Consider the following 13,319-nt stretch of genomic DNA (forward strand, 5'->3'; position numbering starts at 1 on the left):
GGCGTCGGCAGCGGTGGCCAGCCACGCGGCCGTGACGGCGCCGGCCGCGCCACTCCAGCAGGCACGGCCGATGCCGGCGCAAATTCAAGCGCCGAGCTACGCCGCAATGCCGCCGGCGGCTGTCGCCACCGGTGCGCCGGCGATGAACTCGGCGCGCGCCGCCATCAACGCCGCGCTCGAGGCAGCCCGTTCGGCCAGCCGCGGCCAGAACGCCGCGCCAAAGCGGCCGACCGCGATGTCGAACCAGGCGGCCGCCAGCGCGCAAGCACAAGCACAAGCGCCAGCAACTGCGCCGGCGCCGCCGTCCCAGCCAGAACCGGAGCCTGCGCCACCCGCACCCGCCGCCGCGCCGTCGCCGCCGCCGCCCTGGGATCAGCCAGGGGCGCCATCCGCCGCAGCGGCGCCGGTAGTGCAGGCCGCGCGCCAGGTTGAGGAAGAGGACGAAGGCCCGCCATCCTGGGTCACCGAATTTTCCGACGATACCGCGCTGGCGCAGCAAGCGCCAGCCGCCGCATTGATCGTGCCGGCCCGCGCGAGCGCCGCAGCGCGCGCGCCGTATATCATCACGCCGGTGCCCGCCATCGAATGGGATGGCAACTGGCCGGCGCTGGCGGCGACCCTGGCCTTGCGCGGCGTGTCGCAGCAATTGGCGATGCAGACCGAACTGGTCGGGTGCACCAGCGACGGCCACCAGAGCACGTTCCGCCTGCGCGCACCGATCGATACCTTGCGCGCCAGCGGCAATACCGAAAAACTGGCGGCTGCGCTGCAGGAACGTTTTCCGCGCACCCGGGTCGCGGTCGAAATCGATCTCGGCCCGGTCTGGTTCACCGCTGGCGTCGAGGCCCAGGCCTGGCGCGAGCAGTGCATGCAGCAGGCCGAGGCGACTGTCGCCGGCGACGTCTTCGTGCAGGAGATGGGGCGCCAGTTGGGCGCCTTCGTGGTCCAGGGCTCGGTGCGTCCGCCTTCGGGCGCGGCCTGAGCCTGCCGTCGAATGCCCTATAATTTGTCACTGTATTTGTCACCCTTTTAGATTTCGGAGAACACCATCATGATGAAGAACCAGCTCGCAGGCCTGATGAAGCAAGCCCAGGCCATGCAGGACAATATGAAGAAGGCGCAGGAGCAACTGGCGCTGATTGAAGTCGAGGGCCAGTCCGGTGCCGGCCTGGTGAAGATCGTCATGACGTGCAAGAACGACGTCAAGCGCGTGTCGATCGACCCGTCGCTGCTGGCTGACGACAAGGACATGCTCGAAGACCTGGTCGCCGCCGCGTTTAACGACGCCGTGCGCAAGGCCGAAGCGACGTCGGCCGAAAAAATGAGCGGCATGACGGCCGGCATGGCGCTGCCGCCAGGCTTCCAGATGCCGTTTTGAGCCGTCAGTGATTGATCTTTCTTTGATCCTCCAATGTCGAAGTCGCTCGATTTCCTGACCGAGGCTTTGCGCCGGTTGCCCGGCGTCGGTCCGAAGTCGGCGCAGCGGATGGCTTTCCACTTGCTGCAGCACGACCGCGAGGGCGCGGCGATGCTGTCGCGCGCGCTATACCAGGCGGTCGACACGGTGCACCACTGCGCGCTGTGTAATACCTTCGCCGAAACCGAGGTATGCAGCCTGTGCCAGGACGACGCGCGCGACCGCACCTTGCTGTGCGTGACCGAAACTCCGGCCGACCAGATGATGATCGAACAGACCTTGACTTACAAGGGCCTGTATTTCGTGCTGATGGGGCGGCTCTCTCCGCTCGACGGCATCGGCCCGAAGGACATTCACCTTGAAAAGCTGATCGGGCGCGCTGCCGACGGTGTCGTCGGCGAGGTGGTGCTGGCCACCAATTTCACCAACGAGGGCGAGGCCACCGCCCATTACATCGGCGAAATGCTCAAGGCGCGCGGGCTGCGCGTGTCGCGCCTGGCGCGCGGGGTGCCGGTCGGCGGCGAACTCGAGTACGTCGACGCCGGCACCATTGCGCGCGCGATGCTCGACCGCCGCGCCACATAGCAAACGCGATGGACGCCATGGACGCAAAGAATACGCCGATGGGACCGGGGGCGTTGGCCGGCATCAAGGTGCTCGAACTGGGCACGCTGATCGCCGGTCCCTTCTGCGCGCGCATGCTGGCCGAATTTGGCGCCGACGTCATCAAGATCGAAACCCCCGATGGCGGCGACCCGCTGCGCAAGTGGCGCGTGCTCAAGGACGGCACCTCGCTGTGGTGGTCGGTCCAGGCCCGTAACAAAAAATCGCTGACGTTAAACATGAAGGATGCGCGCGGCTGCGCCATCGCCAAAAAACTGGCTTTGGCCGCTGACATCGTGATCGAGAATTACCGTCCTGGCGTGCTCGAAAAATGGGGCATCGGCTACGAACAGCTCAAGCGCGACAATCCGGCCGCGATCATGGTGCGCCTGTCCGGCTTTGGCCAGAGCGGGCCGATGAAGGACCAGCCCGGTTTTGGCGCGATCGGCGAATCGATGGGCGGCTTGCGCCATGTGTCGGGTTTTCCGGACCGTCCGCCGGTGCGGGTGGGCGTCTCGATCGGCGACTCTGTGGCGGCGCTGCACGGCGTGATCGGCGCGATGATGGCGCTGCGCCACCGCGATGCGACCGGCGGGCGATCTGGCGGCCAGGGCCAGATGGTCGACGTGGCGCTGTACGAGTCGGTGTTCAACCTGATGGAGTCGCTGGTGCCTGAGTTCGACTACGCCGGCGTGGTGCGCGAGCGAACCGGCGGCGCGCTGCCCGGCATCGTGCCGTCGAATACCTACGCCACCGCCGACGGCGAGAGCATCGTCATCGCCGGCAATGGCGACGCCATTTTCAAACGTCTGATGCTGGCGATTGGCCGCATCGACATGGCCGGCGACGCGGGTCTGGCGCGCAACGACGGCCGGGTGCCGCGCAGCCTGGAGATCGATTGCGCGATCCAGGCCTGGTGCTCCGGCCTCGACATCGACAGCGCGCTGGCGGTGCTGCGGGCGGCCGATGTGCCGGCCGGAAAAATCTATTCGGTGCGCGACATGATGAGCGACCCGCAGTTTCTCGCCCGCGGGATGTTCGAGCAGCACCAGTTTGCCGACGGCACGCCGGTCAAGATGCCGGCCATCACGCCCAAGCTGTCGGCCACGCCAGGGGTGACGCGCTGGCTCGGTCCGACGCTGGGCGAGCACACCGACGCGGTGCTGCTCGAGCTCGGCTACAGTAGTGACGAGATCGCTATTTTTCGGCGTGACGGCGTGGTATAAAGTGCCTTGACCCGTTTTGAGTGTGCGCAAACCGCGCTAGTGGCGCGCTGCTATCGTGAGCCTTACTCACGATGGACCCTCGAGCATGCATCTGGTCGACATCACGATGTTTTATGCCGCGGAAGGCGGCGGCGTCAGCACCTACCTGAACGCCAAGGCGCGCTGGCTGGCGCGGCACAGCCGCATCGCCCACACCATCGTCAGCCCGAACGTGCACAGCGGCGGCAGGGCGCCGGCGCTGCGCGAAGTCCCGGCGATTGCGTTTCCTGGCATCCACGGCTACCGCATGCCGCTTACGATCGCCTCCCCAGCGCGCATCCTGCGCGCGCTGCAGCCTGACCTGATCGAAGCGGGCGACGCCGGCCACTGCGCCTGGGCGGCGCTGCGGGTCAAGCGCGAGCTCGGCATTCCGGCAGTCGCTTTCTATCATTCCGATCTGCCGCGGCTGATTGCCAACCGCTTCGGTGCGGTGGCGATGCGCGGCACCCGTGCTTACCTCGCCCGGCTTTACCGTCAGTTCGACATGGTGATGGCGCCGAGCCGGCTGATGGTGCAGCAGTTGCTCGAGATGGGCGTTGCCGATGCCATCCACCAGCCGCTCGGCATCGACATCGACGTGTTTCGCCCGCAACGGCGCATTGACACCCTGCGCAAGCATTTGCACTTGCCGCCGGACGCGCGCCTGCTGGTCTACGCCGGGCGCTTTACGGCGGAAAAAAAACTCGACGTGCTGATCGACGCGGTGCGCAAACTCGGCCGGCCGTATCACCTGGTGCTGGTCGGTGGCGGCGCCGCGCTGCCGCGTTTTCCGCAGATCACCCATATCCCGTTCCGGCGCGACCAGCGCGTGCTGGCCCGCCTGTTGGCCAGCTGCGACGTGATGGTTCATCCGGGCGACTGTGAAACCTTCGGCCTGATCGCGCTCGAAGCGATGGCTTGCGGCTTGCCGGTGGTGGCGACCGGCGGCGGCGTGGCCGAGCTGGTCGATGAGCAGACCGGGCTGCTGGTGCGGCCCGACAGCGCCGCCAGCCTGGCCGAAGGAATCGCCGCCATGTTCGAGTGCGACCTGGCGGCGCTGGGGGCCAACGCGCGCCGTAAGGCACAGGACCACCACGACTGGAATCTGGTGATGCCGCAACTGCTGAACCGTTACGGTGAACTGCTGGCTAGCCGCCAGCGCGCCGAATTCGACGCCGATCGCATCTGTGCAACCGACTGAGCCCAAAGCGCTGTGCGTCTCGATCCACGATGTCGCGCCCGACACGTGGGCCGACTGCGCGCGCCTGCATGCGGCGCTGCGCGCGGTGGCCGACGTGCCGCTGACCTGGCTGGTGGTGCCGCACTACCACGGCCGCGCCCTGGCCGCGCCGGCAATGGAGGATGGCTTGAACGGCGTGCTGGCGCAAGGCCATGAACTGGCGCTGCATGGCTACACCCACCTCGACAGCGCGGCGCCCGGCGCCAGTTGGCGCAGCCGCTTCCTGCGCACGGTCTACACGCAAAACGAAGGCGAGTTCGCCGCCATTGACATTGAAGATGCCAGGTCGCGCATCGAATCCGGGCTGGCCTGGTTCGGCGAGCGCGGATGGCCGGTGCGCGGTTTCGTGCCGCCAGCCTGGCTGTTGGGCGAAGCGGCGTGGCGCGCGCTACGCGGTTTTCCGTTCGAGTACACCACCACGATGCGCTATTTTCACTGGCTTCAGACGGGCAGGAAGCTGTCGTCGCCGGCGCTGGTGTATGCGGCGCGCAACCGCAGCGGCCGGCTGCTGTCGCCGCGTGTGGCCGGCGCGATGGCCTCGCTGCTGGCGCCGGCGCCGCTGGTACGGCTGAGCCTGCACCCGCCCGACGCCCGCCATCCGGCTTTGCTGCGCCATGCCCAGCACTTGGTCGAGCGCCTGCTGGCTGATCGGCAGCCGCTCACCAAGGGCAATTTCGCCAGCGCGTTCGTTGCGTCCGCGCTTCCCATGTGCGAGCTGGGCTGACGCAAGGAGAGCGGATCTGCATGCCGGCCTGAGTGTCGGCCTTAATGTCGGCCTGAACGCTGACCCGACGTGGACTTGCGCATCGATTTACCAGGCCGGCCCCCACATCCCGCCGCCGCCCCAATGCGAACGGCCGAAGCCGCCATAAAAATTGCTTGAGCCGTAACGCAGGATATCGTCCTTGGTGCTCAGTTGCAGCACGCAGTTGCGCCACGGGTCGGAGTTGGCTTGATATCCCAGCCGGACGCAGGCCGGGCCGTATTCGGCGACGATGCGGTCCATGTCGGCCTGCTTGCGCGCGGCCCGCTCCTGCGGCGTGGTGCAGCCGGCCAGCAAGAAGGCGCTGGCCGCGACAATCAAGAGCTGTCGCATATCGATTCCTTTCCAAAGAAAAACGTGCCCCCGTAAACGGTTTATTTGTTTGAGCTTAAGGGCGAGGCCTGTTCAATCCATGATCCAGATCAATCCGGCGCGGAAAACCGGTCGCTTCGCCGCCAGCGAAATTGTTTTTATTATCAATATTTTCTGTCACTATTGTTAGTTTTTTTAATTGGAAGGGAGTGCGATGCACAATCCGGGACTGAAACGCTGGTCGTTGCGGGTCTTGCTGAGCTGCGTTGGCGTGTTGGCGTTGGCGTTGCTGGCGGCCTGGCTGTTCTTGCGCGCCAGCCTGGCCCAGCTCGACGGCACGCGCCGCGCGCCCGGCCTGTTTGCCACCGTCAGCGTGGCGCGCGATACATACGGCGTGCCGCTGCTGCAAGGGAGCAACCGGCTCGACCTTTCCTACACCACCGGTTTCATCCACGCCCAGGACCGGTTTTTTCAAATGGACTTGCTGCGCCGGGTCGGCGCCGGCGAGTTGGCCGAGCTGTTCGGCGAGCGCGCGCTGGCGGCCGACAAGGCGCATCGTCTGCACCGCTTTCGCGCGCGCGCCGAGCGGATGCTTGCAGCCATGCCGGCCGCCGAGCGCCAGTTCATCGACCGTTACGTCGCTGGCGTCAACGACGGCATGAAAGCGCTCGGAGCCCGGCCGTTCGAATACGCGTTGACCGGAACCGCGCCGCGCGCCTGGAACGCGGCCGATTCGCTGCTGGTGGTGTGCGCGATGTTTTTCGATTTGCAGGGCAGCCAGGAACCGCGCAAGCTGGCGCGCGGCTGGATCGTCGAGCACACCGACCCGGCGCAGCGCGCTTTCCTGCTGCCGGATGTCACCGAATGGGACACGCCGCTCGACGCGGCGCTGCTGCCTGGTCGAACACCCATCCCGCCGCTGCCACCGCGCTGGTGGGGCCAGCGCGGCGGCAGCGCTTTGCTGCGGGTAGCGTCGGCCGACTTCATCGATGCGGTCGGCAGCAACAACTGGGCGGTGGCCGGCAGCCGCAGCCGGGACGGCGGCGCCATCGTGTCCAATGACATGCACCTCGGTCTGCAACTGCCGACCACCTGGTACCGGCTGGCGCTGCAGTTCCAGGACGCCGACGGCAAGCCGCGCCGCATGGCCGGCCTCATGCTGCCGGGTACGCCGCCGCTGATTGTCGTCGGCAGCAACGGCCATGTGGCCTGGGGGTACACCAACAGCTACGCCGATCTGCTCGACCTGGTCGCGCTCGATGTCGATCCGGCCAACCCGGCCCGGGTGCGCACGCCGAACGGCTGGGAGACGCTGGCAAGCCATGATGAGACCATCCTGGTAAAAGGCGCAAAAGCGCACCGGTTCGTAGTGCGCGACAGCTCGCTCGGTCCCCTGCGCCAGGCGGGCGGGCGCACCTACGCGATTCACTGGATCGCGCACCTGCCCGGCGCACTCAATTTAAACCAGCGCAAGCTGGAGACGGCCGACACGCTGGTGGACGCGCTGGCGGCGGCGGCCACGATCGGCATCCCGGCGCAAAATTTCATCGCCGGCGACGACAAGGGCAACATCGGCTGGACCATCACCGGCATGCTGCCGCGCCGGGCGATGGCTGCGGTTACCTGGGACGGCGCGCTGGCGCCGGCCAACTATCCGCGCATCGTCAATCCGGCCAGCAGACAACTGTCGAGCGCAAACAGCCGCCAGCTGATGGGGGCGGGCGCGCAGCTGATCGGCGACGGCGGCTTCGACCTTGGGGCGCGCGGCCGTCAGATCCACGACGGCTTGCTGGCGCTCGGGGCCGATACCGACCTCAAGGCCGTGTACGGCGTCACGCTCGACGACCGGGCGATTTTCATGGCCGGCTGGCGCCAGCGCGCGATCGCCGCGCTCGATGCCGCCGCTGTTGCGGCCAAGCCGCAGCGCGCCGAATTCCTGCGCCTGCTGCAAACGGGATGGCGCGGGCGCGCCAGCGTCGACTCGACCGGCTACCGGCTGGCGCGCGGCTTCATGTGGGCGCTGTACGACCTGCTGTTCGGCGCCGCCAACGTCGACATGGCCGCGCTCGACGACAAGGCCGGCATGAACGCGGCCAGTGCGCGCTGGCCGGCGGTGGTGGCGCGCCTGCTCGACGAACGGCCGGCGTCCTGGCTGCCGGCGGCGTATCCAAACTGGCGCTCGCTCGAGCTGGCGGCGATCGACGCGGTGATCGCGCAGCTGACCGCCGGCGGCGAGCCGCTGGCAAAGGCGACCTGGGGCGCGCGTAATACGGCGTCCATCGCGCATCCGATCAGCAGGGCCGTGCCGGCGTTGAGGCGTTTTCTGGCGGCGCCGGCCGACTCGCTTCCCGGCGACGCCAACATGCCGCGCGTGGCGGGCCCCAATTTTGGCCAGTCGGAACGGATGACGCTTACGCCGGGCAAGGAGGAACAAGGGGTCTTCAACATGCCGGGAGGGCAGAGCGGACACCCGCTATCGCCGTTTTTCCTGCGCGGGCATGCGGCGTGGGTGGCGGGGGAGACGGTGCCGCTGCTGCCCGGGCCGGCCGTTCATACGCTGCGCTTCGAGAAGTAGCCGTCGTTGCCGCCGGCCGGTTTAACGAGCTATTCGGCTACTTCGCCGGCGCCGGCGCCGCCGCGCACGGCTGCAGCAGGATCTGCGTGATGGCCTCGTGCGGCGACGGATGGCCCAGGTAAAAGCCTTGCACCATGTCGCAGCCGTACTCCTGCAGCATCAACAGTTGCTCGTCGGTCTCGACGCCTTCGGCCACTACCACCATCTTCAAGCCGTGCGCCATCGCGATGATGGCGCGCGTGATGGCGGCGTTTTCGGTGTCCTGGGGCAGGCCGCAAATGAAGCTCTTGTCGATCTTCAGTGCCCGCACGTCGAAGCGTTTGAGGTAGTTCATCGACGAATAGCCGGTGCCGAAGTCGTCGATCGACAGGTACACGCCGATCGCCCGCAGCTGCTCGAGCGTGGCCATGGTGGCGCGGGCGTCATCCATCAGCGTGCCTTCGGTCAGTTCGAGTTCGAGCATTTTTGGATCGAGCCCGGTGTCATGCAACGCCGAGATGACGATCTGCGACAGGTTCTCGTCCTTGAACTGCTTGGCCGACAGGTTCACCGCCATTCGCAGCGAGCGCCTGGCGATGCGATGCCATGCCATGGCCTGGTTGCAGGCGGTGCGCAGTACCCATTCGCCGATTGGCACGATCAGGCCGGTTTCTTCGGCCAGCGGAATGAATTCGGTCGGCGAGACGATGCCGCGTTCGGGGTGGCGCCAGCGCACCAGCGCTTCGACGCCGACGATCTCGCCGGTGCGCACTTCGATCTGCGGCTGGTACAGCAGGTACAGTTCCTGGTTCTTGAGCGCCTTGCGCAGGCCGACTTCGAGTTTGACGTGGCTCATGATCTGCATCGTCAGCGATGAGCTGTACAGCTTCGCGTTGTTCTTGCCGCAGTTTTTGGCGTGGTACATCGCGGTGTCGGCAAACTTGAGCAGCGAATCGCAGTCGTCGCCGTCTTCCGGGAACAGCGAGATGCCGATACTGGCGGTCACGAAAATCTCGTTGCCGTCGATAAGGAAGGGGCGCCGCATCGCTTCTTTGACCCGCTGCGCGACATTGAGCGCGTGATCGACCCGTTCGAGGTCCGGGATCAGGATGGTGAATTCGTCGCCGCCCAGACGGGCCAGGTTGTGCGACTGGTCGCCGCGTGCCACCAGGTCGCTCGGGCGGATGGTTTCGCGCAGGCGCTCGGAAACCACCTTGAGCAGACTGTCGCCGACGTTGTGGCCGAGCGTGTCGTTGATGCGCTTGAAGGCGTCGAGGTCCATGAACAGCACGGCGAACTTCTTGTTGCCGGTCTTCGAACGGTGCAGCTCGCGCTCCAGCGTTTCGAGGAAGGCTTGGCGGTTCGGGATACCGGTCAGGCTGTCGCAGTAGGCCAGGCGGCGGATCTGTTCTTCCGTGCGTTTGCGTTCGCTGATGTCGCGCACCAGGCCGAGTACCTCGCTCGCTCCCGTGGCGACCAGCCGCGCCTCGAAGTGATGCACGGCGCCGAAGCGCACCAGTTCGTAATCGACTGAGCGGATATGCTGGGTGTCGAGCACCGCGCGCATCTGTTCGACCAGGCGTTCGGCGATATCGCGCGGGAATACCTCGGTGACGTGCTTGCCGATGCACGCTTCCATCGGAAAAGCGGAGATGTTGCCGTGGCCGGGGCGCTCGTGGCCCGGCTCGTAATCGAGGTAGAAGCCGTCGCGGTTGAGGCGGAAAAACGTGTCGGGTATGGCCGCGAGAACCGCCCGGTTGTGGGCGTCGGCAGCGCGCAGGCGCACGATGGCGTCGGAAGCGCGCAGCACGTACAGCACGCGGTGGCCGAGGATCGGCCAGTTGATCGGTTTCGAGACGAAATCGGTGGCGCCCACTTCGTAGGCGTTGGTGACCGCCTCGATGTCGTCGCCGCCGGTGACCATGATGATCGGCACCGGCGCGCCGGTTTCGATGCGGCGGATCTCGCGGCAGGCCGAAAAACCGTCCATGTTCGGCATCTCGACGTCGAGCAGGATCAGGTCCGGCGACATGCTCTGGAAGTAGGCGACGGCCTGGGCACCATCTTCCGCTTCGATGCCGTCGAGTCCGACCTGGCCGAGCATTTCGAGCATCAGGAGCCGCATGACCGGATCATCATCGGCGACCAGGACGACACCGCGTTTGGTAGAGTTGGGGGATGCCATGTCAATGTTCCTTCTCTAAGATGGCACTGAGCGAATGCCGGACAGCCTGGAATTCGTGCTCCATGTCGGTGAGGATGCCGGCCGCTCCTTCGGTGGTGTCGGTGCGGCCCAGGTGCTCCATGTCCTTGCACATTTGCGCCAGCGTTTCGGCGCCGACGTTGGCGCTGCTCGATTTGAGACTGTGCGCGACCTTGCGCAGGTTGCCGGCGTCAAAGCCGGCGATCGCGACGCGCAGCGTTTGCAGATGCTGCGGCGTGTCGTCGACGTAGGCGTTGATGACGCGCTGGACCAGCGCGCCGCCGCGCTCGGGCGACAGCGCGCGAATGTTGTCGAGCGCATGCTGGTTAATAACGTCGCGTGAGCCGGCGCCGCGTTTCGGCTGGACACTCTGGCCAGGGCTTGGCTGCACCGGCTTGGGCTGAACCGGTTCGCGTTGAACCGACTCGCGCTGTACAAATTCGAGTACCTGCGGCGGCAGTGAAGGGCGCTGCTCGGCGTGGTGAACCGTCGACGCCAGCGGCAGCGCGATCCAGCGGCCGATGACCGCGCCCAGCTGCTGCTGGGTGAACGGCTTGCTCAGGTAATCGTCCATGCCGGCGGCCAGGCACGATTCGCGGTCGCCCTGCAGCGCGTTGGCGGTGATCGCGATGACCGGCACCTTGCGCGCACGGCCGTTGTCGCGTTCGAAACGGCGGATCTCGGAAGTGGCGGCAAAGCCGTCCATCACCGGCATCTGGCAGTCCATCAGCACGATGTCGTACTGGCCCTCGCGCACCGCCTGCAGCGCTTCCTCGCCATTGCGCGCGCAACTGACGTCCAGCCCCAGACTGTCGAGCATCGCGGTGGCCACTTCGACGTTGACCGGGTTGTCCTCGGCCAGCAGTACCCTGCGCTGGCGGGTGCCGGCACTGACCTGGCGTACCGACGCCGGCGGCTCGGCCAGCGGGGCGACGGCGACGCCTTTGCGCGGACGGGTGGCAATGCACTCGAACAGGTCGCCCGGACGTACCGGCTTGATCAGCTGGTAGGCGACGCCGGCTTCGCGGCGTTGCTGCGGATCGGCCGCCAGCCGGTCGGAGCTGAGCAGCAGGATGCGGGTGGCGCGGCTGGCTGGATCGGCGCGAATGCCGGCGGCGAGCGACAGGCCGCTGGTGCGCTCGAGGTCCATGTCGAGGATGGCGACATCGTATGGCTGGCCGGCGCGCGCCGCCGATACCAGCCGCTCGGTCGCCTGCATGGCCGAGCCGACGCTGTCGCACGTGAGCTTCCAGGCCACTACCTGGTGCTCGAGTTCTTCGCGGCTGGCTAAATGTTCGTCGACGATCAAAACGCGGAGTCCTTCAATGGCGGTGAGGGAAAATCCAGGCTCGTCAGGGTCGACGCGCCGCTTGTCAAAACTTACCGTGAACCAAAAGATGGAGCCTTGCGTTAAAGCATTATCGACACCAATTCTCCCGCCCATCAACTCGACCAGTTGCTTCGAGATAGCCAGGCCGAGGCCGGTGCCGCCATACTTGCGCGTGGTTGATCCGTCCGCTTGCGAAAACGCCTCAAAGATGCGGTCGCGCGCCTCGCGCGAGACGCCGATGCCGGTGTCGTGCACCTCGAAGCGCAGCGCCACCGATTGCTGGTCCTCGCGGTTGACCTGGACCTTGGCAAGGATGCGGCCCCGGTCGGTGAACTTGATGGCGTTGCCAAGCAGGTTGGCAACGATCTGGCGCAGCCGGTTGGGATCGCCGCAGATCGAGATCGGGATGTTGTTGGCAATGTCGAAATCGAGCCCGATGCCCTTGGCCTGGGCTTGCGGGGTGTAGACGTTGTTGATGTCGTCGAGCAAATCCCACAAATTGAAATTGATGTACTCGACGCTCAATTTGCCGGCCTCGATCTTGGAAAAGTCGAGAATGTCGTTGATGATTACCAACAAGTGCTCGCCAGAACTTTTGACCAGCTTGGTGTATTTGCGCTGCAGCTCGCTCAGGTTGGTGCCGAGCAGCATCTCCGTCATGCCGAGCACGCCGTTCATCGGCGTGCGGATCTCGTGGCTCATGGTGGCGAGAAAGGCGCTCTTCGCCCGGCTTGCCGCCTCGGCCGCGTTCTTGGCCTTTTCAAGCTGTTCGGTGCGCACGCTGACCTGGCGCTCGAGCTCGTCGCGGTGGTGGGTAAGAGCCGCGCCGCGGCCCTCGATCTGCGCCAGCATGTCGTTGAAGCTGTCGATCAAAGTGCCGAGCTCGTCGGTGCGGTCGTGCTGGATGCGCAGCGTGTAGTTCTGGCTCGCCGACACTTTCTGCGCCGCATTGATCAGCTTGGCCACCGGGCTGGCGATGCTGCTCTTGAAGCGGCTCGCCAGCAGCAGCGCCACCAGCAGCGAGCCGCCCATCGCGGCCGCAATCACGCCCAGGCTCTTGAAAATATCGAGCCACATGTTGGTCAGGTCCGCTTCGATCATCACCAGTCCGACCTGATGGTCGTTGCCGGTGACGGGGCGGTATAGCCGCATGCGCGTCGACCAAAACATGCTGCCCTGGGCGTTGGCCTCGGCCAGCGCGTCTTCGTCCATGCCGCCCGGCTCGATCTTGTCGGCGGCCTCCTCGACGCGGCCAGGCGCGCTGTAGCGCGCAAACAGCTTGCCGTTGCGGTCGAACAGGGCGGCCTTAGAAATTTCCTCCTTGGCTTTTAACGCCGACAAGGTAGCGCGCGCCGAATCGGGATCGTTAAATACCAGCGCGTCGACACTGTTGGTGCCGACCACGCCGGCGAACGAAGACAGTTGCATGCCTTCGTCCTTGCGGTGATTGAGCACCGACGTCACCGCGAAAGCGATGAATACGAAGAGCAAGGCGGTACCAGTCGACAGGGAGGAAATGATCGTCAGTTTATGGTTGAGGCTGGAGCGCTCAAAATTCAGCATGGCATACCCTGCGGCGCGGCGTTGAAAAGATGGGCAAGGATGGGGCGAATCGGTCGGGCCCTGCATGGAATTGCAATTCCGGCAGGAAAA

General features: G+C 65.9%; 9 protein-coding genes and 1 pseudogene. 7 read left to right on the forward strand and 3 right to left on the reverse strand.

Translation table 11 applies throughout. From position 1 onward, the window contains the following. The 6 genes and pseudogenes from CR103_RS22740 to CR103_RS13875 all read left to right on the forward strand — a co-directional run. Positions 1–982, forward strand: a pseudogene (locus CR103_RS22740) (DNA polymerase III subunit gamma/tau); the annotation flags it as partial. 69 nt (positions 983–1,051) lie between these two features. Further along, positions 1,052–1,378, forward strand: coding sequence for a YbaB/EbfC family nucleoid-associated protein (locus tag CR103_RS13855; RefSeq protein ID WP_099916572.1), 327 nt, complete (start codon positions 1,052–1,054; stop codon positions 1,376–1,378). Positions 1,379–1,411: 33 nt separating this feature from the next. Next, positions 1,412–2,002: a recombination mediator RecR gene (recR, locus tag CR103_RS13860; protein ID WP_099916573.1), complete on the forward strand. Its 591-nt coding sequence runs from the start codon at positions 1,412–1,414 to the stop codon at positions 2,000–2,002. 17 nt (positions 2,003–2,019) lie between these two features. Beyond that, positions 2,020–3,246, forward strand: a complete 1,227-nt coding sequence (locus CR103_RS13865; protein ID WP_099916625.1) for a CaiB/BaiF CoA transferase family protein — start codon at positions 2,020–2,022, stop codon at positions 3,244–3,246. Between the two features lie 85 nt (positions 3,247–3,331). Continuing rightward, entirely contained in the window at positions 3,332–4,465 is a 1,134-nt protein-coding gene (locus tag CR103_RS13870) for a glycosyltransferase (RefSeq protein WP_099916574.1), read from the forward strand. After that, positions 4,452–5,228, forward strand: coding sequence for a DUF2334 domain-containing protein (locus CR103_RS13875; RefSeq protein WP_099916575.1), 777 nt, complete (start codon positions 4,452–4,454; stop codon positions 5,226–5,228). Before CR103_RS13870 ends, CR103_RS13875 begins: the two co-directional genes overlap by 14 nt. Before the next feature lie 87 nt (positions 5,229–5,315). Here CR103_RS13875 and CR103_RS13880 read toward each other — a convergent pair whose 3' ends face one another. Then, positions 5,316–5,600 (reverse strand): hypothetical protein, encoded by a 285-nt coding sequence (locus CR103_RS13880; protein ID WP_099916576.1) that lies wholly within the window; start codon positions 5,598–5,600, stop codon positions 5,316–5,318. A gap of 193 nt (positions 5,601–5,793) precedes the next feature. Between CR103_RS13880 and CR103_RS13885 the strand changes: the two genes are divergently transcribed. Next, positions 5,794–8,154 (forward strand): penicillin acylase family protein, encoded by a 2,361-nt coding sequence (locus tag CR103_RS13885; protein WP_099916577.1) that lies wholly within the window; start codon positions 5,794–5,796, stop codon positions 8,152–8,154. Positions 8,155–8,191: 37 nt separating this feature from the next. On the opposite strand, the gene CR103_RS13890 is transcribed toward CR103_RS13885, so the two are convergent. Both CR103_RS13890 and CR103_RS13895 read right to left on the reverse strand, forming a co-directional pair. Continuing rightward, positions 8,192–10,318 carry a putative bifunctional diguanylate cyclase/phosphodiesterase gene (locus CR103_RS13890; RefSeq protein WP_099916578.1) on the reverse strand — a complete coding sequence of 709 codons (2,127 nt, stop codon included), beginning with the start codon at positions 10,316–10,318 and terminating at the stop codon, positions 8,192–8,194. 1 nt (position 10,319) lies between these two features. After that, complete coding sequence (locus tag CR103_RS13895; RefSeq protein WP_099916579.1) at positions 10,320–13,229, reverse strand: hybrid sensor histidine kinase/response regulator; 2,910 nt, start codon at positions 13,227–13,229, stop codon at positions 10,320–10,322. Positions 13,230–13,319 lie beyond the last annotated feature (90 nt).

Source organism: Massilia psychrophila (genome assembly GCF_002760665.1).
In the GTDB taxonomy this organism is placed as follows: domain Bacteria; phylum Pseudomonadota; class Gammaproteobacteria; order Burkholderiales; family Burkholderiaceae_D; genus JAFCUW01.